At 67.0% G+C, this 20856-nt stretch carries 24 protein-coding genes, 6 tRNA genes and 1 riboswitch; of the genes, 21 read left to right on the plus strand and 9 right to left on the minus strand.

What is annotated here, in order from left to right; genetic code table 11:
* Window positions 1–62: 62 nt before the first annotated feature.
* Complete coding sequence (locus ACFUTU_RS19705) at window positions 63–521, minus strand: SufE family protein (RefSeq protein ID WP_377967380.1); 459 nt, start codon at window positions 519–521, stop codon at window positions 63–65.
* 50 nt (window positions 522–571) lie between these two features.
* On the minus strand, window positions 572–1495 hold the full coding sequence (locus tag ACFUTU_RS19710; RefSeq protein ID WP_377967382.1) for a sulfurtransferase: 924 nt from the start codon (window positions 1493–1495) through the stop codon (window positions 572–574).
* A 218-nt stretch (window positions 1496–1713) separates the two neighbouring features.
* Here ACFUTU_RS19710 and zapE point away from each other — a divergent pair, with 218 nt between their 5' ends.
* Entirely contained in the window at window positions 1714–2751 is a 1038-nt protein-coding gene (gene zapE, locus ACFUTU_RS19715; RefSeq protein ID WP_377967384.1) for a cell division protein ZapE, read from the plus strand.
* 111 nt (window positions 2752–2862) lie between these two features.
* Here the strand turns inward: zapE and ACFUTU_RS19720 are convergent, their stop codons facing one another.
* The 6 genes from ACFUTU_RS19720 to ACFUTU_RS19745 form a co-directional block, all read right to left on the minus strand.
* Window positions 2863–3099 carry an antitoxin gene (locus ACFUTU_RS19720; RefSeq protein ID WP_377967386.1) on the minus strand — a complete coding sequence of 79 codons (237 nt, stop codon included), beginning with the start codon at window positions 3097–3099 and terminating at the stop codon, window positions 2863–2865.
* 148 nt (window positions 3100–3247) lie between these two features.
* Window positions 3248–3319: transfer RNA gene (locus ACFUTU_RS19725), tRNA-Val, on the minus strand.
* A 52-nt stretch (window positions 3320–3371) separates the two neighbouring features.
* A tRNA-Gly gene (locus ACFUTU_RS19730) sits at window positions 3372–3444 on the minus strand.
* 55 nt (window positions 3445–3499) lie between these two features.
* A tRNA-Val gene (locus ACFUTU_RS19735) sits at window positions 3500–3574 on the minus strand.
* A gap of 37 nt (window positions 3575–3611) precedes the next feature.
* A tRNA-Cys gene (locus ACFUTU_RS19740) sits at window positions 3612–3682 on the minus strand.
* Window positions 3683–3729: 47 nt separating this feature from the next.
* A tRNA-Gly gene (locus ACFUTU_RS19745) sits at window positions 3730–3802 on the minus strand.
* Between the two features lie 286 nt (window positions 3803–4088).
* Between ACFUTU_RS19745 and ACFUTU_RS19750 the strand changes: the two genes are divergently transcribed.
* From ACFUTU_RS19750 to hisF, 15 genes are all read left to right on the plus strand, one after another.
* A tRNA-Val gene (locus ACFUTU_RS19750) sits at window positions 4089–4160 on the plus strand.
* Window positions 4161–4274: 114 nt separating this feature from the next.
* The gene (locus ACFUTU_RS19755) at window positions 4275–5120 is read left to right on the plus strand and encodes a cytochrome (protein ID WP_377967388.1); all 846 of its coding nucleotides are present in this window, start codon (window positions 4275–4277) and stop codon (window positions 5118–5120) included.
* A 100-nt stretch (window positions 5121–5220) separates the two neighbouring features.
* A complete protein-coding gene (gene def, locus ACFUTU_RS19760) occupies window positions 5221–5790 on the plus strand; it encodes a peptide deformylase (RefSeq protein ID WP_377967390.1) in 570 nt (189 codons plus the stop codon).
* Window positions 5787–6707, plus strand: coding sequence for a methionyl-tRNA formyltransferase (fmt, locus tag ACFUTU_RS19765; RefSeq protein WP_377967392.1), 921 nt, complete (start codon window positions 5787–5789; stop codon window positions 6705–6707). Before def ends, fmt begins: the two co-directional genes overlap by 4 nt.
* Complete coding sequence (locus tag ACFUTU_RS19770) at window positions 6704–8248, plus strand: RsmB/NOP family class I SAM-dependent RNA methyltransferase (RefSeq protein WP_377967394.1); 1545 nt, start codon at window positions 6704–6706, stop codon at window positions 8246–8248. Before fmt ends, ACFUTU_RS19770 begins: the two co-directional genes overlap by 4 nt.
* A 72-nt stretch (window positions 8249–8320) precedes the next feature.
* Window positions 8321–8977, plus strand: a complete 657-nt coding sequence (gene rpe / locus ACFUTU_RS19775; protein WP_377967396.1) for a ribulose-phosphate 3-epimerase — start codon at window positions 8321–8323, stop codon at window positions 8975–8977.
* A 137-nt stretch (window positions 8978–9114) separates the two neighbouring features.
* A riboswitch (FMN riboswitch) is annotated at window positions 9115–9263 on the plus strand.
* 96 nt (window positions 9264–9359) lie between these two features.
* Window positions 9360–10070, plus strand: coding sequence for a nicotinamide riboside transporter PnuC (pnuC, locus tag ACFUTU_RS19780; protein ID WP_377967398.1), 711 nt, complete (start codon window positions 9360–9362; stop codon window positions 10068–10070).
* A gap of 50 nt (window positions 10071–10120) precedes the next feature.
* Window positions 10121–11263, plus strand: coding sequence for a bifunctional diaminohydroxyphosphoribosylaminopyrimidine deaminase/5-amino-6-(5-phosphoribosylamino)uracil reductase RibD (gene ribD / locus ACFUTU_RS19785; RefSeq protein WP_377967424.1), 1143 nt, complete (start codon window positions 10121–10123; stop codon window positions 11261–11263).
* A complete protein-coding gene (locus ACFUTU_RS19790; protein WP_377967400.1) occupies window positions 11263–11934 on the plus strand; it encodes a riboflavin synthase in 672 nt (223 codons plus the stop codon). Before ribD ends, ACFUTU_RS19790 begins: the two co-directional genes overlap by 1 nt.
* Window positions 11931–12659: a 3,4-dihydroxy-2-butanone-4-phosphate synthase gene (gene ribB, locus ACFUTU_RS19795; protein WP_377967402.1), complete on the plus strand. Its 729-nt coding sequence runs from the start codon at window positions 11931–11933 to the stop codon at window positions 12657–12659. The genes ACFUTU_RS19790 and ribB overlap by 4 nt, the downstream gene beginning before the upstream one ends.
* On the plus strand, window positions 12656–13357 hold the full coding sequence (gene ribA, locus ACFUTU_RS19800; RefSeq protein ID WP_377967404.1) for a GTP cyclohydrolase II: 702 nt from the start codon (window positions 12656–12658) through the stop codon (window positions 13355–13357). Before ribB ends, ribA begins: the two co-directional genes overlap by 4 nt.
* A gap of 15 nt (window positions 13358–13372) precedes the next feature.
* A complete protein-coding gene (gene ribH, locus ACFUTU_RS19805; RefSeq protein ID WP_377967406.1) occupies window positions 13373–13855 on the plus strand; it encodes a 6,7-dimethyl-8-ribityllumazine synthase in 483 nt (160 codons plus the stop codon).
* Window positions 13856–13990: 135 nt separating this feature from the next.
* On the plus strand, window positions 13991–14254 hold the full coding sequence (locus ACFUTU_RS19810; protein ID WP_377967408.1) for a phosphoribosyl-ATP diphosphatase: 264 nt from the start codon (window positions 13991–13993) through the stop codon (window positions 14252–14254).
* A 58-nt stretch (window positions 14255–14312) separates the two neighbouring features.
* Window positions 14313–15173: an ATP phosphoribosyltransferase gene (hisG, locus tag ACFUTU_RS19815; RefSeq protein WP_377967410.1), complete on the plus strand. Its 861-nt coding sequence runs from the start codon at window positions 14313–14315 to the stop codon at window positions 15171–15173.
* Window positions 15174–15216: 43 nt separating this feature from the next.
* Window positions 15217–15993, plus strand: coding sequence for an imidazole glycerol phosphate synthase subunit HisF (gene hisF / locus ACFUTU_RS19820; protein ID WP_377967412.1), 777 nt, complete (start codon window positions 15217–15219; stop codon window positions 15991–15993).
* Window positions 15994–16033: 40 nt separating this feature from the next.
* Here hisF and ACFUTU_RS19825 read toward each other — a convergent pair whose 3' ends face one another.
* The gene (locus tag ACFUTU_RS19825; protein ID WP_377967414.1) at window positions 16034–16678 is read right to left on the minus strand and encodes a TIGR03085 family metal-binding protein; all 645 of its coding nucleotides are present in this window, start codon (window positions 16676–16678) and stop codon (window positions 16034–16036) included.
* Between the two features lie 161 nt (window positions 16679–16839).
* On the opposite strand from ACFUTU_RS19825, the gene hisI reads away from it, so the two are divergent.
* The 5 genes from hisI (at window position 16840) to trpC (ending at window position 20819) form a co-directional block, all read left to right on the plus strand.
* On the plus strand, window positions 16840–17313 hold the full coding sequence (gene hisI / locus ACFUTU_RS19830) for a phosphoribosyl-AMP cyclohydrolase (RefSeq protein WP_377967416.1): 474 nt from the start codon (window positions 16840–16842) through the stop codon (window positions 17311–17313).
* Between the two features lie 72 nt (window positions 17314–17385).
* A complete protein-coding gene (locus ACFUTU_RS19835) occupies window positions 17386–18981 on the plus strand; it encodes an anthranilate synthase component I (protein ID WP_377967418.1) in 1596 nt (531 codons plus the stop codon).
* A complete protein-coding gene (locus ACFUTU_RS19840; protein ID WP_377967420.1) occupies window positions 18981–19616 on the plus strand; it encodes a Trp biosynthesis-associated membrane protein in 636 nt (211 codons plus the stop codon). Before ACFUTU_RS19835 ends, ACFUTU_RS19840 begins: the two co-directional genes overlap by 1 nt.
* A gap of 97 nt (window positions 19617–19713) precedes the next feature.
* A complete protein-coding gene (locus ACFUTU_RS19845) occupies window positions 19714–19998 on the plus strand; it encodes an HGxxPAAW family protein (RefSeq protein WP_076797916.1) in 285 nt (94 codons plus the stop codon).
* Window positions 19999–20000: 2 nt separating this feature from the next.
* Entirely contained in the window at window positions 20001–20819 is an 819-nt protein-coding gene (gene trpC, locus ACFUTU_RS19850; RefSeq protein WP_377967422.1) for an indole-3-glycerol phosphate synthase TrpC, read from the plus strand.
* Window positions 20820–20856 lie beyond the last annotated feature (37 nt).

Consider the following 20856-nt stretch of genomic DNA (forward strand, 5'->3'; position numbering starts at 1 on the left):
CCAAGAACTAAAACCCAATCGTACACTGCGACGTCATCTTTCTCTAAAAGACATTCCGGCCCCTAGGCCTGGAGCCGGGCCGCGGCGGCCACCTTGCGCTTGATCCGCCCCAGCATCGCGGTCATGCCGCGCATGCGCAGCGGGGTAATGGCGCGGGTGAGGCCGAGCAGCTCCGGCATGTCGTCGGGAACTGCCAGGATCTCCTCGGCCGTCAGGCCGTCCAGTCCTTCATGGAGCACGCCGGCGAAACCGCGCGTGGTGGGGGCTTCCGGCGGCGCCTTGAAGAACAGCCGGTAGGCGGGGGATCCGCCGTTGTTCTTTTCCGTCTCAATCGTGAGGAAAAGAGGCGACTGGCATTCCACCACCTGTTCCAGCAGCTCCGGGTGGTCGTTCAGGCGCTCCGGCAGTTCCGGCAGGCCGCGGGAAAACTCCAGCAGGAGCTGGAGCCGCTCGGGCTCGCCCAGTGCCTGGAAGTCATCGACAATCTCCGCCAGTGCGGTAGGAAGTGCTTGAGTGCTCATCACTTCCAGCTTACGCAGGTTGTCCATGTCCGCCGCTTTTTTACGCTCACTTACCTGGCGGCAACTGCCGGGATGGAGCCGCGTTCGGCGCCCTTGGCGATCGGGACGCGCACGGCGTTGCCCCATTCCGTCCAGGAGCCGTCGTAGTTGCGGACTGTTTCGAAGCCGAGGAGGAACTTCAGCGCGAACCAGGTGTGGCTGGAGCGTTCGCCGATGCGGCAGTAGGCCACGACGTCGTCGCCCTCGGTGAGCCCCGCCTCGCCGAGGTACAGCGCCTCAAGCTCGGCACGGCTGCGGTAGGTGCCGTCCTCGGCTGCCGCCCGGGCCCAGGGGATCGACGCCGCGGTGGGGATGTGGCCGCCGCGCAGGGCGCCTTCCTCGGGGTATGCCGGCATGTGGGTGCGCTGGCCGGTGTACTCCTCGGGGGAGCGGACGTCGATCAGCGGCTTGCCCAGGTGGGCGAGGACGTCTTCCTTGAAGGCGCGGATCGGGGCGTCGTTGCGCTCCACCACCGGGTAGTTTCCTACCTCGGGCGAGGGGATGTCGGTGGTCAGCGCGCGGCCCTCGGCGATCCACTTGTCGCGGCCGCCGTCAAGCAGCCGGACGTCCTCGTGGCCGAAGAGGCTGAAGACCCAGAGGGCGTAGGCGGCCCACCAGTTGGACTTGTCGCCGTAGATGACCACGGTGGTGTCGCGGGAGATGCCCTTCGCGGCGGCCAGGGCGGCAAATGCCTCGCCCTCCACGTAGTCACGGGTCACCTCGTCGTTCAGGTCGGTGTGCCAGTCGATCTTGACCGCGCCGGGGATGTGGCCGGTCTCGTAGAGCAGGACGTCTTCATCGGACTCCACCACCACGAGCTTGCCATCGTTAAGGGCGCCGGCGTCGATGGCCGCAGCCAGCCACTCGGTGGAAACAAGCCGCTCGGGGTGCGCGTAGGCGGCGAACTTCTCGTTCTGTTCGACGGGGTAGGACATGCGTATGGCCTTTCACTGAAACGGTCAGGTCAGACCGCCGGGGGACGGCGGGTCACTGCTCCAACACTAGCCACGGGCAGGTTTGAATGCTCCTGTGTGTTAACAGGACGAAATGTGTGCTTGCTCACGGCGGCGCCGGCACTACGCCGTTGCCCGCGGGACGGGCGGCCGATGCCGGTATTCTTGCTTGGGACAAATCACCGGCAGAACGGACCACTTTGGTACAGATCGAAAAGCTCACCACCCGGACGCCGGCGGTGTCTGTTGATGAGCTCCTCAAAGGTTTCTACCCATCGCCCAGGTTCGGGCAGGTGTCCTTTGCAAGCTACCGGCCCGATCCGAAGCAGCCCAGCCAGGCTGCGGCGGTGCACGCACTGCAGGCCTTTGCCGGGGGCGTCGGCAACGGGAACGGCGGGGGACTGTTCAAGAAGCTCTTTGGCAAAAAGGACACCAACCGCGCCGGCATTTATCTCGACGGCGGATTCGGGGTCGGAAAAACCCACCTGCTGGCTTCACTCTGGCATGCTGCCCCGGGCCCCAAGGCCTTCGGCACCTTCGTGGAATACACGAACCTGGTGGGTGCCCTGTCTTTCCGGAAAACCGTTGAAGCACTGAGTTCCTACAAGCTCGTCTGCATCGATGAGTTCGAACTGGATGATCCGGGCGACACGGTCCTGATGTCCCGTCTCATGCGGGAACTGGCCGACGCCGGCGTGAAGCTCGCGGCCACCTCCAACACCCTGCCCGGCTCGCTGGGCGACGGACGCTTTGCCGCGGTGGATTTCCAGCGCGAAATCCAGGTCCTGGCTGACCAGTTCGACGTCATCCGGATCGACGGCGAGGACTTCCGCCACCGCGGCCTGCCGGCTGCACCGGCCCCGCTGCGCAACAGCGAACTCCACGCCCATATGAAGGCGGAGTTTGACGGCAAGACCGTGGCCGAGGACGACTTCAGCAGCCTCATCTCGCACCTTGCGGGCGTTCACCCGAGCCGGTACCGCAAGCTGATTGACGGAGTGGACGGTGTGGTCTGGCGGGACGTGGAAACCATCACCGAGCAGGCCGTGGCGCTGAGGTTCGTGGTCCTGGCCGACAGGCTCTACGACAAGGATGTTCCGATCCTGGCCAGCGGTGTGCCGTTCGACAAGCTGTTCACCGAGGACATGATGACCGGCGGCTACATGAAGAAGTACTTCAGGGCAGTCTCCCGGCTGACCGCGCTGGCCCGTGAGGGCCAGAACCACGAGCCCTCGTAGGCGCGGTCGAAGGGCCGCTTCCTTTCGGAGACGCGAAAGGTGCCGGCGCCGCCTCTCGGCGGGACCGGCACCTTTTTGACGTTTAGGGGCTAAGCCCAGGAAAGTCCCCGGCTACGGAGCCTTCTCAGCCGGCGGAACGTTGTCCACCGGTGCCTGGGTTGGCCTCTCGTTGGCTTTGTCAACGAGAGTGGAAGCGCCAGCCTGGACCTTATCCACGTGGCCGGTGTATTTGCCGCCCGTCTTGGAGTCGACAAAATCACCTGCTTTAGCGATGCCGTCCTTGATGGCCTGCTCGTTGCCGCGGATCAGACCCTGAGCCTTGCCCTTCAGATCGTCAAGTAAACCCACGAGCACCTCCCTTCAATCGCGGAGCCAGTTCGCTCCTCCGCATTCGATCCTAGCCCCGAAGGAGGTGCCTGCCAAGGCGCTATTGACAAGATTTGTCAAACAGTATGAGGGCAAGAAAAAAGCAGCTCCGGGGAGCTGCCTTGTTTCGTGGGCGATACTGGGATCGAACCAGTGACCTCTTCCGTGTCAGGGAAGCGCGCTACCGCTGCGCCAATCGCCCGGAGCCGGTGTAACCGGCGGTATCCTGGGTTCGGATCCTTAGGGATCAAGAGAGCGGACGACGAGATTCGAACTCGCGACATCCACCTTGGCAAGGTGGTGCTCTACCAGCTGAGCTACGTCCGCATTTTGAAGTCGTGCCCTAAGGCCGTCATTCAACTACAAGCAAGTTTCCTTGCTCTGGTGGGCGATACTGGGATCGAACCAGTGACCTCTTCCGTGTCAGGGAAGCGCGCTACCGCTGCGCCAATCGCCCATTGCATCCGGAAAACCGGAAACCATGGCTTTCACCGAGGTGGGTACGGGATTCGAACCCGTGTATACGGCTTTGCAGGCCGCTGCCTCGCCTCTCGGCCAACCCACCGTGTAGGCGTTGATTCCTGGGAACCAGTGCCGTGACAGTGTCCTGCGAGCGGACGACGAGATTCGAACTCGCGACATCCACCTTGGCAAGGTGGTGCTCTACCAGCTGAGCTACGTCCGCATTTCGGAGCAGCGATTCCTTGCCTCATCGGCAGTTCGTCGCGTTCCAACGAGTAAGAACTCTACAGGCAGGTTCGGGGAAACTCCAAATCGAGTGCCGGGGACGTGGACGAGGGAGGCGTTTTTCCTTGAATTCTAGGGAAATTTTCTAATTACAGGGGTGTAGTTTGATGGCCTTTCCCACCCCTCGGAGCCCATGTTTGGGGAGATCCGGCGGTGTGGCGTGCAGCACGTCAGAGGCCGATTTCCGTTAACCGGCAATCGTCCGCTAGCATTCAAATGCATCGGGGCGATTGGCGCAGTGGTAGCGCGCTTCGTTCACACCGAAGAGGTCACTGGTTCGAACCCAGTATCGCCCACCGATAGAAAGTCCGTTCCGCCCGTGAGATAAAACCGGGTGGGGCGGGCTTTTCTGTTTCCCGTCGAAAATCTGTTGCCGCATTACTGTCAGACCCCTGTGAAAGAGTCTCACCATGACCGCTCCACTCCTCGCCCATGCCACCGAATATGGCCGGATGTACGCCCGCTCCACCACGGAACAGTTCACGGTTCCGTCCATCACCACCGTCATCGGGCAGCAGGCCCACGGGCTGGACGGCTGGTTCGGCTACATGGGGGCCAGCAGCCTGGCCAAGGACCCCTCGCTTCCCGAGATCCTCGGCAGCCCCGCACGGGTGCGCCAGGCGGTGAACCGTGCGGCCAAGGCGGCGGAAACCTACCGGGACGAGGCAGCGCAGCGCGGGGACCGGGTGCACTACTACTGCGAGCAGGTGGCACTGCGGGCCCTCGGCAGGCCGCACCAGATGAAGGAGGCGCGGGAGGCGCTGGCCGCCAATGGCGAGGAAGCCTTCGCCGCCCGCTTCGATGAGTGGTGGGAGCTGTTCCGCGTGGAGCCGGTTGCACCGGAGATCACCGTGTGGAACAAGACGGTCGGATACGCGGGGACCCTGGACCTCGTCGCAAGGATCAACGGACGCACCTGCCTTATCGACTACAAGACCAAAGGGACCACGCGCGACGGCCAGGTCAAGCCGCTGGATGACAAAGTGGTCATGCAGCTTGTGGCCGGCATGAAGGCCGAGGAGAGCCTCGTGGATGCCGTGGCAGGGGAGTGGCAACCGTGGCAGCACGGCGATTCCCCGGTCCTGCTCGCAGTCGCGATCGGTGAAACCGAGGTGCGGCCGGTCCGGGCCAACCCTGAGGTCCTCAAGCACCACTGGTGGAAGTTCTGTGCCCTGCGCCGGGTGTGGGAAATGTCCGCTGACACCTTGAGCGCGGGACCCGCGTTGCTGCCGTTGGCGCCCCCGGTGTACTCCTGACCCCATCTGCGCGGGCGGGCGTCATCTGCGGGCGCCTGGCCGCAGCAACTAAACTGGACTGGATCCCGTTACCCCCTGCACCGTGAGGAAATGACTGCACATGGCAATTCTGAATATCCGTATCATCGGCGATCCCGTGCTCCGCACGGTTGCCGACCCTGTCACGGATTTCGGGCCGGAGCTGGCCAGGCTCGTTGCCGACATGACTGAAACGATGGAAGACGTGGAAGGCGCAGGCCTGGCCGCACCCCAGATCGGCGTCAGCCTCCGCGTCTTCACCTACCGGATCGGCGGCGTTGAAGGCCACATCGTCAACCCGGTACTGGAGAACAGCGAGGACTTCCAGCCTGATGAGGTGGAGGGTTGCCTCTCCATCCCCGGGCTGGGCTTCCCCGTCCGCCGCTACCGCACCACCCGTGTCACCGGCGTGGACATGCACGGCAACCCCGTCTCGGTGGAGGCGGAGGGAATGCTGGCCCGCTGCTTCCAGCACGAAACCGACCACCTGGACGGCATCCTCTTCACCGACCGGCTGGAGGGTGAGGACCGCAAAGCCGCCCTGCGTTCCATCCGCAACGCCAACTATGACTCCATCACGGAAAAAACCACCGCAAAGCGCGCCAAGACCGTGGGCTCCAGCTTCGGCGGCAGCTTCGGTGCTGCCGGATGAGGGTTCTTTTCGCCGGAACACCATCCGTCGCCGTGCCCTCGCTGGATGCACTGGTAGCCGCCGGCTTCGATGTCGTTGCAGTGCTGACCCGGCCGGATGCGCCGGTGGGCCGCAAACGCATCCTCACGCCGTCGCCTGTTGCTGCCCGCGCCGCAGAGCTCGGCATCGACATCATCCATGCGTCCCGTGTGGATGCTGCCGTCACAGAACGGATCGCCGAGGCCCGTCCGGACGTGGCGGCCATCGTCGCGTATGGCGGGCTGGTTCCCCGGGCGGCCCTGGACGTTCCGCAGCACGGATGGATCAACCTGCACTTCTCGCTGCTGCCGGCCTGGCGCGGCGCGGCTCCTGTGCAGCGCGCCGTCATCGCCGGCGATGACGTCACCGGCGCCGTCACGTTCCAGCTTGAGGAGGGGCTCGATACGGGTCCCGTCATCGGAACACTGACCGAAGCCGTCGGCCCGGAGGACACCTCCGGAGCGCTGCTTGAACGGCTGTCCCACAGCGGGGCCGTGCTGCTCGCCCAGACGCTGTCCGCCGTCGAATCCGGAGCGGCCTCGCCCCGACCCCAGCAGGGGGACGTGACGCTTGCGCCGAAGCTGACCATCGACGACGGCCGCATTGACTGGTCGGAACCGGCACTGTCCGTGGGCCGGCGGGCGCGCGGCGTGACACCCGAACCGGGAGCATGGACCACCCTTGACGGCCAGCGGCTCAAGCTGGAGCCGGTCCGGCTCCGCCCCGACGTCACCGATATTCAGCCCGGACAGGTGGCATTGGCCGGGAAGGGCGTGCTGGTGGGTACGGGTTCACATGCCGTTGAACTCACCAAGGTGCAGCCTGCCGGTAAGAAAATGATGGCTGCCGCCGATTGGGCGCGCGGCCAGGCATCCCTTGAAAGCGTGGTATTCCAATGAGCGACTCCGGCCGAAGCGGAGCAGGCCAGCGCCGGGGCGGGGGAGGCCCCAGCCGCCGCAACGCGCAGGGCAGGGAACGGAACCGCGGCCCGCAGCGCAACTTCACCGAGAGCGCGCCGTCGCAGCGCACCCGCCGGGCAGACCCGGCACGACTGGTGGCCTTTGAGGTGCTGCGCGCGGTCGCGGCGGAGGACGCCTATGCCAACCTCGTCCTGCCGGCGCGGATCCGCCAGCACGGCCTGGACCGGCGTGACGCAGGATTCGCCACGGAACTGAGCTACGGTGCGCTGCGGAACCAGGGCACCTACGATGCCATCCTGTCCCGCTGCGTGGACCGTCCCCTTGAGAAGCTGGATCCGGCAGTTCTTGACGCCCTGCGCATCGGCGTCCACCAGCTGCTCGCAATGCGCGTTCCCGCGCACGCCGCCCTGGACCAGACCGTTGGCCTGGCCCGGGCAGTCATCGGCGCCGGCCCGTCTACACTGATCAATGCCGTCCTCCGTAAAGTGGCGGCCCGCAGCATGGATGAGTGGCTGGCCGAGCTGGTCGCGGGCGAGCAGGACGAGAACAAAGTTGCTGCCATCCGGTACGCCCACCCCGAGTGGATCGTCCGTGCCCTGCGGCAGTCCCTGGTGGCACACGGTCGCCCGGTCAGTGAAATCGCCGAGCTGCTGGAAGCGGACAACGCCGCACCGGTAGTGAACCTGGTGGCACTTCCCGGGCTCGGCAGCCTGGACGAGGCACTGGGGAGCGGCGCTGTTCCGGGAGAGCTGGTGGAAGGTTCCGCCCTTTCCAGCGGCGGGGACCTGGGCCGGCTGGAATCGGTCCGGTCCGGCACCACCCGCGTGCAGGACGTCGGTTCGCAGCTGGTGGCCCGTGCCCTGGCGGGGGTCAGCCTCGAGGCGGCTGACCGCGGGGGCGCAGATGCACAGGAAACAGCCGGTGAGGCATGGCTTGACCTTTGCGCCGGACCGGGTGGCAAGGCCGCCCTGCTGGGCGCCCTGGCGAACGAACGCGGGGCCACGCTGCTGGCCAACGAACCTGCTCCGCACCGTGCCAAGCTGGTCAGCCAGGCGCTGTCCGCCGTGCCGTCCGGCGTCTGGACCGTCCGGACCGGCGACGGCCGCGAGGTTGGGTCGGAACGGCCTGCCGCCTTTGACCGGGTGCTCGTGGACGTTCCCTGCAGCGGGCTCGGAGCCCTGCGCCGCCGGCCTGAATCCCGCTGGCGCCGCACTCCAAAGGACCTGGCAGACCTGGGGCCGCTGCAGCGCGAACTGCTGAACTCGGCACTGGCCGCTGTCCGGCCAGGTGGCGTGGTGGCCTATGTGACGTGCTCGCCGCACCCCGCCGAAACCACGGCTGTGGTCAGCGACGCCCTGCGCAAACGCGACGACCTGGAACTGCTCGACGCCGGTAACGCGCTGGACGCCATAAGCCTCGGCGGCAGCCTGGAAGCCGGGCACGAGAAAACCGCCCAGCTGTGGCCGCATGTCCACAGCACGGATGCGATGTTCCTCGCCCTCATCCGCCGCAAGCGCTGAATACGCCCAAGCGCCGATCCTCCCACCGCCTGATCACACACCCCGGACTTCCGTCCCGCGAAAGGACCCCGCATGACGCAGTGCTGCATCAATCCCAGCATCCTCTCCGCCGACTTCGTGAACCTCGAAGCCGAGCTGCAGAAAATCAGCAACGCTGATTCCGTGCACGTGGATGTGATGGACAACCACTTTGTCCCCAATCTCACCCTGGGGCTTCCCGTGGTCCAGCGGATCCAGGCGGTCAGCCCGGTCCCGCTGGACGCCCACCTGATGATTTCCGACGCCGACCGCTGGGCCCCGGGCTACGCGGACGCCGGCGTTGCTTCCGTGACGTTCCATGCCGAGGCATCGATCGCGCCGGTGAAGCTGGCACGGGAGCTGCGGGCCCGGGGTTCGAAGGCCGGGATGGCGCTGCGGCCCGCCACGGCCGTCGAGCCCTACCTGGACATGCTGTCGGAACTGGACATGCTGCTGATCATGACAGTCGAGCCCGGTTTCGGCGGCCAGGCGTTCCTTGACCTCACGCTCCCCAAGATCCGCCGCGCCCGCGCCGCCATCGAGGGATCAGGCGTGAACGTCGCCATCCAGGTTGACGGCGGCATCACGGAGGAAACCATTGTCCGCGCCGCGGAAGCCGGAGCGAACGTCTTCGTCGCCGGGTCCGCAGTCTACGGGGCAGCAGATCCGTCCGGAGCCATCGACCGGCTGCGCAAGGCAGGCAGCCTCTAGCTTCAGGAACCCCCTCCCGCAGCAGGGTCATGCGGCCGTCGCTGGGGCCGGTTCAGGCTTCCATGACGGCCGCATGACGGTTTTGTACCGGGAATAGCCGGAGCACCCGCCAAGTTGTGTCAGAATAGCAACACACAATACGTGCTCCGGGGTCGGTGTAAGTCCGAACCGGCGGTGACAGTCCGCGACCCGCGAGCCGGTGTTTCCTTTTCGGGAGCCCGGCGGACGGTTGAACCGGTGAAATTCCGGTACCGACAGTTAAAGTCTGGATGAGAGAAGCACGTACAGCTGTACTTTGTGGCGTTCCAGGACGCCGCTGCGTTTCGCTGTCGTATACCCCCGGAGCCGTCAGGGCTCTTGAGGGAAGGAACGACACACGCGCATGGACATCCTGCGTTGGCTCTTCGAAGCACAGATTCCCGTTGGCGGATCCGTGCTGATTCTGCGCGAAGTGCTCGGAAACATCTTTGGCCTGGCCAGCGCCCTCGGCGGCATGCGGCGCAAGGTCTGGGCCTGGCCGGCAGGTATTGCCGGCAACCTCCTGCTCCTGACCGTATTTTTGGGCAACGTCTTCGGCTCCGCCACCCCTGCAACCCTTTGGGGCCAGGCCGGGCGGCAGGTCATGTTCATCATCGTGGCGCTCTACGGCTGGCAGCGCTGGCAGCAGAGCCGGCGGGCGGCCGGAACCCCGACGGCGATCGCGCCCGCCTGGGCGAGCGCCAAAACCCGCGTGGCGCTGGTGCTTGCGATGGCTGCGGGAACCGCCGCCCTCACGCCGCTCTTCGATGCCCTTGGCTCCTACCCGCCCGTGTGGGCAGACGCCTGGACCTTCACCGGCTCGCTCCTGGCCACCTACGGCATGGCCCGCGGCTGGACCGAGTTCTGGCTGATCTGGGTTGCCGTGGACGTCGTGGGCGTCCCGCTGCTGTTCAGCGCCGGCTACTACGCCAGCGCCTTCATGTACCTCTTCTACGGCTTCTTCACCCTCGCCGGCTTCATCGTCTGGTGGCGGGCCTCCCGCACCCGGACCGTGGCGGAGGCCCCGGCCGTCAAGGTTGAGACCGCCTTCCCGGACCCGGCGGTGTCCAAGTGACCGCGGCCCGGACGCCGGTAACGGCTTTCACCGACGCTGAAGTTGCCGCCATGGACACGGCCCTGGAAGCCGCCCTGCAGGGTCCCCGGGGCGCCAACCCGCTGGTGGGTGCCGTCGTCGTCGGCCCTGACGGCCGACAGTTGGTGACCGGTTACCACCGCGGCGCCGGCACGGCACACGCGGAAGCCGACGCGATAGCGGCGGCGATCAGCGCCGGCGTCGACCTTTCCGGTTCCACCATGGTGGTCACCCTGGAACCCTGCAACCACGTGGGCCGCACCGGTCCCTGTGCCCAGGCCATCATCGACGCCGGGATAGCGAACGTCGTGTACGCCGTCGACGATCCCCATGACCCAGCCGCCGGCGGGGCCGCCACGCTGCGGGCCGCCGGAGTAAGCGTGCGGAGCGGACTGGCCGCCGAGCGCGCTTTGGAGCTGAACCGGCGCTGGTTCCAGGCCGTCGGCGCCCAGCGCCCCTTTGTCACCCTGCACATCGCCCAGACCCTCGACAGCCGGATCGCCGCCGAGGACGGAACCAGCCAGTGGATTTCCAGTCCGGAGTCCCTGGCCGACAACCACAGCATCCGGAACCTGATCGACGCCATCCTGGTCGGAACGCAGACCGTGCTGGTGGACAACCCCCGCCTGACGGCCCGCGATGCCAACGGCGACACCACCGGGAAACAGCCGCTGCGCGCGGTCATGGGACTGCGCAACGTGCCGGACGACGCCGCCGTCCGCGGCGACGACGGGAAGGTCCTGCACCTGCCGACCCGCGATCCCCACGAGGCGCTGGACCTTCTCTTCGCCGCAGGGACAAGGCACGTCATGGTGGAGGGCGGCTCAAGGATTCTCAGTGCCTTCCTGGCTGCGGGCCTGGTGGACGAACTCATCGTCTACCTGGCCCCCACACTGCTGGGCTCCGGAACGCCGGCGCTCAACGGCCTCGGCATCGGAACACTGGCGGACGCCCAGCGCTGGGAGTGGGACCCCGCCTCCGGCGGCGCCGTCCAGTACCTGGGCAGGGACCTCCGCCTGCACCTTCTGCCGGAGGAAGCCAGTGTGCCGCACCAAACCCAGGACCCGCCCGCTGCGGAAGACAGCCCGGCGGGACAGCCAACAGCAACACCCACAACGTCAACCGATTCACTACCTGCCCGCGAAGCAGCGGGCACAGCCATGGGAGGCTACTGATGTTCACCGGAATTATCGCCGAACAGGGAAAGGTCCTGTCCGTGGACCGGAACGGGGACACGAGCGCAACGCTGCGCCTGCATGCCCCGGGCACTGCGGACGGCCTGCCGCTGGGCGGATCGATCGCGGTCAACGGCGTGTGCCTGACGGCGACGGCCATCGACGGCAAGGACTTCAGCGTCGACGTCATGGGCGAGACCCTCATCCGCAGCACCATTGGCGAGCTTGCCGCCGGGGACCCCGTGAACCTGGAACGCTGCGTCCCCGCCGGCGGGCGCCTTGACGGCCACGTGGTGCAGGGGCACGTGGACGGCGTCGGTGAACTTCTCGAACGCGAACCGCAGGGAAACTGGGAACGACTCCGGTTCGGCGTCCCCCAGCGGCTGGCACGCTACATCGCGGAAAAGGGTTCCATCGCCATCGACGGCGTTTCCCTGACCGTCACGGCAGTGAGCCCGGCGGCCGAGGCGGCGCCCTGGTTCGAGGTGGGGCTGATCCCCACCACACTCGCAGACACAGGCCTCGGCGCGAAACCGGCCGGCAGCAGGGTGAACCTTGAGGTGGACGTGCTCGCCAAGTACACCGAGCGGCTGCTCGCGTTCCGCACAGCGGAGCCGGAAACCGGCCCGGAAGCAACGGCAATCAACGAAGACACGGAGGTCCAGCAGTGAACAGCACGGCAAAGCTCGACGCGGCGGTGCCCGGCGGCGTGACGTCCGGGGCCCATACCCTGGACCCGATTGAGGACGCTGTCCGCGCCATGGCCGCCGGCCGGCCGGTGCTGGTGGTGGACAACGAGGACCGGGAAAACGAGGGCGACATCATCTTCGCCGCCCAGCACGCCACGCCGGCGCTCATGGGCTGGACCATCCGGTACAGCTCCGGGGTCATCTGCGTGCCGCTGGACGGAGCCCGGGCCGACGCGCTGGAACTGCCGCCCATGGTGGAGGTCAACCAGGACGCCAAAGGCACGGCGTACACCGTGTCCTGTGACGCCGCCACCGGCGTGAGCACCGGCATCTCGGCCACCGACCGCGCCCTCACCGCCCGGATCATCGCCGATCCGCAGAGCGGCCCGGAGACCCTGACCCGTCCCGGGCATATTTTCCCGCTGCGGGCCGTTAATGGGGGAGTGCGTGAACGCCCCGGCCACACCGAAGCGGCTGTCGACCTCTGCCGGCTCGCCGGACTGGAACCGGTGGGCGTGATCGCTGAAGTGGTGTACGACGACGGGGAGATGATGCGGCTGGACGGCCTTCGGGTTTTCGCTGCCGAGCATGGTTGCCCCCTGATCTCCATTGAGGACCTGGTTGCCTATCTGGGAGCTGGCAACCGTGTATCTTCACAGGAGAGCACTTTGGAAGTCAGTCCGGCCGGAGAAGGGGAAACACGATGACGGCAGCACAAGCAGCGGAACCGGGCAGCAACGGCCGGCAGCCGCACCCGGTGAGCAGCGGGCCCGTGGTCCAGCTGCCCACGGCGTTCGGTAATTTCGTGACGCAGGCGTGGACCGACCTGGTGACCGGCGCCGAGCACCTGGCGGTCAGTTCCCCGCATCCGCCCAAGGACGGCCAGGCGCCCTTGGTGCGCCTCCACTCGGAATGCCTCACCGGTGACGTCTTTGGTTCCTACCGCTGCGACTGCGGCGAACAGCTCGCCTACGCCCTGGAGCTGATTGCCGAGCACGGCGGCACGCTGCTGTACCTCCGCGGCCAGGAAGGCCGGGGCATCGGCCTGGCCAACAAGATCAAGGCCTACGCCCTGCAGGAGGCCGGATTCGACACCGTCGAGGCCAACGAGCAGCTAGGCCTGCCCGTGGATGCCCGCTGCTACAAGGCCGCTGCGCAGATCCTGGCCGAGATGGGCCTGCACGAGATCCGGCTGCTCAGCAACAACCCGGACAAGCAAAACCGCCTGGCCACGGCCGGCGTGCGGGTCGTCGAGATGGTGCCCACCGAGGTGCCGTCCCGGGAGCAGAACCTTCGCTACCTGCAGACCAAGAAGGACCGCATGGACCATCTGCTGACCCTCGATACCGAGACCGCCGGACTTCCCCGCACCGGCACCGATACTTTTGACCACGAACAAGACTGAACGGACCAGGACTTTATGAGCGGACACGGCGCACCCCAGATTGACCTCACCACCCTCGACCCCGCGGAAACCTCGCAGCTGAAGCTGGCGATCGTGGCGGCAAGCTGGCACACCCAAATCATGGACGGACTCCTGGACGGCGCCCTGCGTGCCGCCAAGGACGCCGGCATCAGCGAGCCAACGGTGCTGCGCGTGCCGGGCAGCTTCGAACTCCCCGTTGCTGCCGCACGGCTGGCACCGCACTTTGACGCTGTCGTCGCCCTCGGCGTCGTCATCCGCGGCGGAACGCCGCACTTTGACTACGTCTGCCAGGCCGCGACGTCGGGACTTACCGACGTGAGCGTCAGCACCGGTGTGCCGGTCGGGTTCGGCGTGCTCACCTGCGACACGGAAGAACAGGGCCTGGACCGGGCCGGACTGCCCGGCTCGTCCGAGGACAAGGGGCACGAGGCCGTCACAGCGGCGCTGTCCACCGCACTGTTGCTCAAGAACTACTAAGCAACGTTTTCCCAGTTCCGGTGCATGTGCGGGGATGCGGGCGCAAGCACACAGCGTGTGTAATCGCTCACATCCCCGCCGTCATGGAACTGCCCGACACGCGGGCCCCGGCCCGGAGCAAGTAGGCTGGAGGGCGTGAAGAATTTCGAGACGCTGTTCGCAGAACTGAGCGAGAAGGCAGCGACCCGCCCCGAAGGCTCCCGGACTGTCACCGAACTGGACTCGGGAGTCCACGGTATCGGCAAGAAGGTCGTGGAGGAAGCGGCCGAAGTCTGGATGGCTGCCGAGTACGAATCCGATGAGGCTGCCGCCGAGGAGATCTCGCAGCTCCTGTACCACCTGCAGGTCCTGATGCTTGCCAAGGGCCTCAGCCTGGAAGACGTCTACAAGCATCTTTAGCCGCCTCTGCGTGGCCCCGCTTGCCTGACCCAACCTTCCAAACCAGAAAGACCTCCTAATGCTGCGTGTAGCCGTACCCAACAAGGGATCCCTGTCCGAAGCCGCCTCTGCCATGCTCTCCGAGGCTGGCTACCGCCAGCGCCGGGACAACCGTGAGCTGGTCATGGTGGACCCGGACAACGACATCGAGTTCTTCTTCCTCCGGCCCCGGGACATCGCCGTGTACGTCGGGCAGGGAACGCTCGACGTCGGCATCACCGGCCGCGACCTCCTGCTGGACGCGCAGGTCGAGGCAGAGGAACTGCTGCCGCTCGGCTTTGCTGCCTCAACCTTCCGTTTCGCCGGTCCGATCGGCGACTTCGGCGCGGTGGAGGAACTCGAGGGCAAGCGCCTCGCCACCAGCTACGACGGGCTGCTCCGGGACTACCTCGCCGAGCGCGGCATCAAGGCCAAGGTTGTCCGGCTGGACGGGGCAGTGGAATCCTCCGTGCGGCTCGGCGTCGCGGACGCCATTGCCGACGTCGTGGAGACCGGCAACACCCTCAAGGCCGCCGGCATGGAAATCTTCGGCGACCCGATCCTGCGCTCCGAGGCTGTCCTCATCCGCCGCACCGGCGAGGGCGGCGCGGCCAACGGCACGGCCAAGGAAATCGAGGTCCTGATCCGCCGCCTGCAGGGTGTCCTGGTGGCCCGGCAGTACGTGCTCATGGACTACGACATCCGCAAGGAACTCGTGGAGCAGGCCGCCGGACTCACGCCCGGCCTGGAATCACCCACCGTCTCGCCGTTGCGCGATTCCGACTGGGTGGCAGTGCGCTCCATGGTGCCCAAGAAGGAAACCAACCGGATCATGGACGAGCTGTACGACCTCGGCGCCCGCGCCATCCTGGTCAGCAGCATCCACGCCTGCCGGATCTGACCCGGTTTCCCTCAGTACACCCAGCAGCACAACAGGAGAAGTCATGGCTGTATCCGTCCGCGTTATCCCCTGCCTGGACGTCGATGCCGGCCGCGTGGTCAAGGGCATCAATTTCGAGGGCCTCCGCGATGCCGGGGACCCGGTGGAACTGGCGCACCGTTACGACAACGCCGGGGCCGACGAACTCACCTTCCTGGACGTGACCGCGTCCTCCGGCAACCGGGAAACGACGTTCGACGTCGTCCGCCGCACCGCCGAGGAAGTGTTCATCCCGCTCACCGTAGGCGGCGGCGTCCGCGGCGTTGCCGAGGTGGACAAGCTGCTGCGGTTCGGAGCCGACAAGGCCTCCATCAACACCGCAGCCGTAGCCCGTCCGGACGTCATCGACGAAATCACCCGGCACTTCGGTTCCCAGGTGCTGGTGCTCTCCGTGGACGCACGGCGCGTCCGCCCCGGGTCCCAGCCCACGCCGTCGGGCTTTGAGGTCACCACCCACGGCGGCCGCCAGGGCACCGGCATCGATGCCATCGCCTGGGCCAGGGAGGCCGCGGACCGCGGCGTGGGTGAGATCCTGCTGAATTCCATCGACGCCGACGGCACCAAGGACGGCTTCGACCTCGAGCTGATCCGGCTGGTCCGTTCGGCGGTCAAGGTTCCGATCATCGCCTCCGGCGGGGCAGGGGAGCCTGCGCACTTCCCGCCCGCCGTCCAGGCCGGAGCGGACGCCGTGCTGGCCGCCTCGATCTTCCACTGGGGTCCGGACGACATGATGTCCCAGGTCAAGACGGCAATCCGCGACGCTGGCTTCGAGGTCCGCTAGAGCGAAAAGCAACGCGCGTGGGCCCACGCGCGTTGCTCTGTTAAAGCCCTACTTCGGCTGACTGGAGGAGGGCGACGGCGTCGGGCTGGCCCTCGAAGGTGACCAGGGCATGGCGCGTGCGGCCGTGGGCGTGCATCAGCAGTTCGCCAGGCTCGCCGACGATCGCCACGGAGACCGGCGCGCGCTTGGCGACGTGCCGGGGGCCGGTGGGGCTGACCAGGACGATGCCGAGGTCCACGCCGCGGTAGAGGATGGCTGCCCGCTTGACCAGTTCATTCCACAGGGCGTCCGAGTATTCCTCGTCGAGGGCACGGGGTGCCCAGCGGTCAACAGCGCGGCGGACATCCTCCGTGTGGACGAAGTATTCGATCAGGTTGGAGCTCTCATCCAGGGCCTTGATCTTCATGGGCGACAGTGCGGGGGGTCCTGCCCGGAAAGAGTTCACGAGTTTGGCATAGTCGTCGGCGGTCCTGAGCTTTTCCGCCAGCCGGGCGGTTGCCTTGTCCGAGGCCTTGGCCAGGCCTTTGATGATCAGGCCCAGTCCGACGGCAGCCTTGCGCTCACGCAGGTACAGGTGCGCTGCCAGGTCCCTGGTCTGCCAGCCCTTGCAGAGCGTGGGGGAGTCGGGGCCGGCCGCCAGCAGGGTCTCGGCCAGGACTTCTCGGGACGGATCGACGAAATGCATCACTTGGAAAACTAGCACGTCCCAGGTGGAGTTGCGCAGTAAGTTGTTGTCGGTGAATTTGTGCCGTTGTCCCGCCGGCCATGCGCTGTGACCTGCTGCCGCTGGCGGGGTGCCGGGGGCGTTTGTGCCAGCGTCCCCGTATGGGCACTAGACTTGACGTGATGTCTGAGCAGCCCGCCCCCGCCCCCGCCCAACCTTCTGGCGCCGCCCAAACCTTCGGCGCCGCCCAAACTTCCGGCGCCCCTTCCCTTGATGCCGGCGAAGGCCTTCTGCCGGGCAGTCCGCTGCCAGCCGAGGTTGCTGCGGCCCTGAAGCGGGACGGCGCCGGACTTGTGGCCGCCATCGTGCAGCAGTTCGACACCAACGAGGTCCTCATGCTGGGGTGGATGGATGACGAGGCCCTGAACCGCACCATGACCACCGGCCGGGTGACGTTCTACTCACGTTCCCGCCAGGAGTATTGGCGCAAGGGTGACACGTCCGGCCACGTGCAGTGGGTCAAGTCGGTGGCCCTGGACTGCGACGGCGACGCCCTTCTGGTCCGGGTGGACCAGGTTGGCGCAGCATGCCACACCGGTACACGCACCTGCTTTGACGGCCGGGCCTTCGACGTTGTGGCAGGACCGGCCCACTAACGGCCCGGCTCCTCCACCAACAGCCCCGAAACCCAACAGGCACCCCCAAGAACAGACGGAGAACCAATAGCGATGCAGGACCTCGGAATCATCAGCCCTGGCCTGGAAGAATTCCGGGAACTCGCCGCCCACAGCCGGGTCATTCCTGTCCGGCTCAAGGTGCTGGCGGATGCTGAGACGCCGATCGGGCTGTACCGGAAGCTGGCGCAGGGCCAGCCCGGCACGTTCCTCATGGAGTCGGCGGCTGTCGGCGGCGCATGGTCCCGCTACTCCTTCATCGGCTCCCGCTCCCGTGCCACGCTGACCACCAAGGACGGCGAGGCGCACTGGCTGGGCGAGCCGCCGGCGGGCGTGCCGGTGGACGGAAACCCCGTTGATGCCATCCGCGACACCATCGAGGCCCTGCGCACCGACCGGTTCGACGGGCTCCCGCCCTTCACCTCCGGCCTCGTCGGCTTCCTGGGCTGGGAAACGGTCCGCCACTGGGAAAAGCTGACCAGCCCGCCGGAGGACGACCTGCAGCTCCCCGAACTGGCGCTGAACCTCGTCACCGACATGGCCGTCCACGACAACATGGACGGCACGGTGCTGCTGATCGCCAACGCCATCAACTTCGACAACAGCTCGGAACGCGTGGATGAGGCCTGGCATGACGCCGTCGCGCGTGTGAAGGAGCTGCTGGCCCGCATCAGCACCCCGGTGGTCCAGCCGGTGTCCGTGCTTGAGCCGGCCGCCCTCGATTTTGCCGCCAGCGTGCAGGAACGCTGGCACGAGCCCGAGTACCTTGCCGCACTCGACCGTGGCAAGGAGGCGATCGTGGATGGCGAAGTCTTCCAGGTGGTCATCTCGCGCCGCTTCGAGATGGAATGCGGGGCTTCGCCGCTGGACGTCTACCGGGTGCTGCGGAACACCAACCCGAGCCCGTACATGTACATTTTCAGCCTTGAGGATGCCGCTGGCCGCCAGTACTCGATCGTAGGGTCCTCGCCCGAGGCCCTGGTGACTGTCACCGGCGAAGACGTCATCACGCACCCCATCGCCGGGTCCCGGCCGCGTGGCAAGACCGTGGACGCGGACAAGGCACTGGCCGAGGAACTCCTCGCCGACCAGAAGGAACGGGCCGAGCACCTCATGCTGGTGGACCTGTCCCGGAACGACCTTTCGAAGGTGTGCGTGGCGGGGTCGGTGGATGTCACCCAGTTCATGGAGGTGGAGCGGTTCAGCCACATCATGCACCTGGTCTCCACCGTCGTCGGACGGCTGGCCCCCGCGGCCAAGGCCTATGACGTCCTGAAGGCCACGTTCCCGGCAGGAACGCTTTCCGGCGCCCCGAAACCCCGCGCCCTGCGCCTGCTCGATGAACTCGAACCGCACCGCCGCGGCATCTACGGCGGCGTGGTGGGGTACCTGGACTTCGCCGGCGACATGGACATGGCCATCGCCATCCGCTCCGCGCTCCTGCGCGAGGGGCGCGCGTACGTCCAGGCCGGCGGCGGCATCGTGGCGGACTCCAGCAATCCTGCCGAGGCGCAGGAGACCGTCAACAAGGCGGCCGCCCCGCTGCGCGCCGTCCACACCGCCGGCTCGCTGCACAACATCACGGCCGAATCGGTAGATGCCCCGGACTCTGCCAGCAGTCCCGATACCGTCGCCGGGACAAACTCCTGATGGCCGGTCCCGCCGGATCCGCCATGCCGGCAAAGGCGCGCAGCAGCGTGCCGGGCTGGGCGCGCAAGTCCACAGTGGTGCTCCTGATCGCGGCCCTTGCGCTGGCGGCCTTCGGCACCACCACCCAGACCTGGCTGACGGTCCATCTGGACCCCCAGCAGCTGGGACAGGCTGCCGGCGGCGACGGCGGCCTCCAGGTGCAGGGCAGCAAAGCCGCCACCACCGTTACAGCCCTGGCGCTCGTCGCACTGGCGGGCGGTCTGGCGGCCTCGATCGCGGGGAAGATCGCACGCTGGGTCATCACCGCCATCATCGTCCTGGCGGCAGCGGGCATCATCGCCGCTGCCGCGACTGTGCTGGCTGATCCCCTCGCGGCGGCGCAGGGGTCGATCGCCGCAGCCACCGGGGTTTCGGGAGGCAGTGCGGACGTGAGCGTCAGCGCCTTCCCGGTGCTCGCCGTCGTCGCAGGAGCCCTGCTGGCCGCCGGCGGCCTGCTGGTGGTTCCGGCGGGACGGTACTGGAAGTCCCGGACGAAGTACGACACCGCCGCGGCCGGTCCCGCGGGTCACCAGAGCGGTCCCGTGGACGAGATCGACAGCTGGGACAGGCTCTCCCGGGGCGACGACCCCACCTGAGCTGGCGGGTCACGCAGCCATGCACCCGGGCCGCGATGCCGAAGGCCGCGGCAAAAAATGGCAGAATGTAAGCAGTATTGATCCTGAGGAGATTCACATGAGCAAAGCCACTGTTTCCGGTACAAAGCCCGCGGCCCCCAAGCAGCACCACGGCATCGACCACAGCATCGACCTCGGCCACGGCAACAGCCCGGCCGCCTGGACCTGCGTGATCGTCATGCTCATCGGCGCGCTCATCGCCTCCATCGCCTTCGTGATCGCAAACACCCCGATCTTCTGGAGCGGCATCGGCGTCATGGTCCTCGGCCTGCTGGCCGGCTTCATCATGCGCAAGGCAGGCTACGGCGTGGGCGGCAGCAAGATCAAGAACTCCGGCCACTAACCGTGACGGTTCTCGACGACATCAACGCCGGTGTCAGGGAGGACATGGAGGGGCGGAAGCGCCTCGTGTCCCTCGCGGAGCTGAAGGACCGCGCCCTGGCGGCTGCTCCTGCCCGGGACGCCTGGGCTGCCCTCGGCGGTGCCTCCGCCGACCGCGGCGAGCTCAAAGTCATCGCCGAGATCAAGCGCCGCAGCCCCTCCAAGGGCGACCTCGCCAGCATCGCGGACCCCGCATCGCTGGCCGTGCAGTACGCCGACGGCGGTGCCGCGGTGATCAGCGTGCTGACCGAGCAGCGCCGGTTCAACGGATCGCTGGCCGACCTGGACGCCGTTCGCGCCCGGGTGGACGTCCCGCTGCTGCGCAAGGATTTCACGCTGGACGAGTACCAGATCTGGGAAGCCCGCGCGCACGGCGCGGACCTCATCCTCCTGATCGTCGCCGCCCTGGCGGACCAGCAGCTGCGCGAATTCAGTGCCCTGAGCCGTGAGCTCGGCATGAACGTGCTGGTGGAGACCCACACCCCGGAGGAAGTCGAGCGCGCCGTGGCCGCCGACGCCCGGATCATCGGCGTCAATGTCCGCAACCTCAAGACGCTCGACGTCGACCGTTCCGTTTTCGCCTCACTCGCCGGCAGCATTCCCGCCGGCGCAGTGGTGGTGGCGGAGTCGGGCGTCAGGAACGCCGACGACGTCGCGCACTATGCGGCGCACGGCGCCAACGCCATCCTCGTGGGGGAGGCGCTCGTCAGCGACGCCACCCCGCGTGAACGCATCGCGGAGTTCACAGCGGCCGGGGCCGCGGCCATCGCCGCCCGGGCCTGAGCTCCCACCCAACCGTGGCACCAGCTGTCCGCACGCC

Origin of the sequence: Arthrobacter sp. NPDC057388 (genome assembly GCF_042668165.1) — a bacterium.
Classification (GTDB): Bacteria; Actinomycetota; Actinomycetes; order Actinomycetales; family Micrococcaceae; genus Arthrobacter.

Excerpts from the sequence above, each read along its gene's own strand:
- ACFUTU_RS19705 (WP_377967380.1), bottom strand. The coding sequence starts at position 521 with ATGAGCACTCAAGCACTTCCTACCGCACTGGCGGAGATTGTCGATGAC.
- ACFUTU_RS19710 (WP_377967382.1), bottom strand. The coding sequence starts at position 1,495 with ATGTCCTACCCCGTCGAACAGAACGAGAAGTTCGCCGCCTACGCGCAC.
- ACFUTU_RS19755 (WP_377967388.1), top strand. The coding sequence starts at position 4,275 with ATGACCGCTCCACTCCTCGCCCATGCCACCGAATATGGCCGGATGTAC.
- def (WP_377967390.1), top strand. The coding sequence starts at position 5,221 with ATGGCAATTCTGAATATCCGTATCATCGGCGATCCCGTGCTCCGCACG.
- fmt (WP_377967392.1), top strand. The coding sequence starts at position 5,787 with ATGAGGGTTCTTTTCGCCGGAACACCATCCGTCGCCGTGCCCTCGCTG.
- ACFUTU_RS19770 (WP_377967394.1), top strand. The coding sequence starts at position 6,704 with ATGAGCGACTCCGGCCGAAGCGGAGCAGGCCAGCGCCGGGGCGGGGGA.
- rpe (WP_377967396.1), top strand. The coding sequence starts at position 8,321 with ATGACGCAGTGCTGCATCAATCCCAGCATCCTCTCCGCCGACTTCGTG.
- pnuC (WP_377967398.1), top strand. The coding sequence starts at position 9,360 with ATGGACATCCTGCGTTGGCTCTTCGAAGCACAGATTCCCGTTGGCGGA.
- ribD (WP_377967424.1), top strand. The coding sequence starts at position 10,121 with ATGGACACGGCCCTGGAAGCCGCCCTGCAGGGTCCCCGGGGCGCCAAC.
- ACFUTU_RS19790 (WP_377967400.1), top strand. The coding sequence starts at position 11,263 with ATGTTCACCGGAATTATCGCCGAACAGGGAAAGGTCCTGTCCGTGGAC.
- ribA (WP_377967404.1), top strand. The coding sequence starts at position 12,656 with ATGACGGCAGCACAAGCAGCGGAACCGGGCAGCAACGGCCGGCAGCCG.
- ribH (WP_377967406.1), top strand. The coding sequence starts at position 13,373 with ATGAGCGGACACGGCGCACCCCAGATTGACCTCACCACCCTCGACCCC.
- hisG (WP_377967410.1), top strand. The coding sequence starts at position 14,313 with ATGCTGCGTGTAGCCGTACCCAACAAGGGATCCCTGTCCGAAGCCGCC.
- hisF (WP_377967412.1), top strand. The coding sequence starts at position 15,217 with ATGGCTGTATCCGTCCGCGTTATCCCCTGCCTGGACGTCGATGCCGGC.
- ACFUTU_RS19825 (WP_377967414.1), bottom strand. The coding sequence starts at position 16,678 with ATGCATTTCGTCGATCCGTCCCGAGAAGTCCTGGCCGAGACCCTGCTG.
- hisI (WP_377967416.1), top strand. The coding sequence starts at position 16,840 with ATGTCTGAGCAGCCCGCCCCCGCCCCCGCCCAACCTTCTGGCGCCGCC.
- ACFUTU_RS19835 (WP_377967418.1), top strand. The coding sequence starts at position 17,386 with ATGCAGGACCTCGGAATCATCAGCCCTGGCCTGGAAGAATTCCGGGAA.
- ACFUTU_RS19840 (WP_377967420.1), top strand. The coding sequence starts at position 18,981 with ATGGCCGGTCCCGCCGGATCCGCCATGCCGGCAAAGGCGCGCAGCAGC.
- ACFUTU_RS19845 (WP_076797916.1), top strand. The coding sequence starts at position 19,714 with ATGAGCAAAGCCACTGTTTCCGGTACAAAGCCCGCGGCCCCCAAGCAG.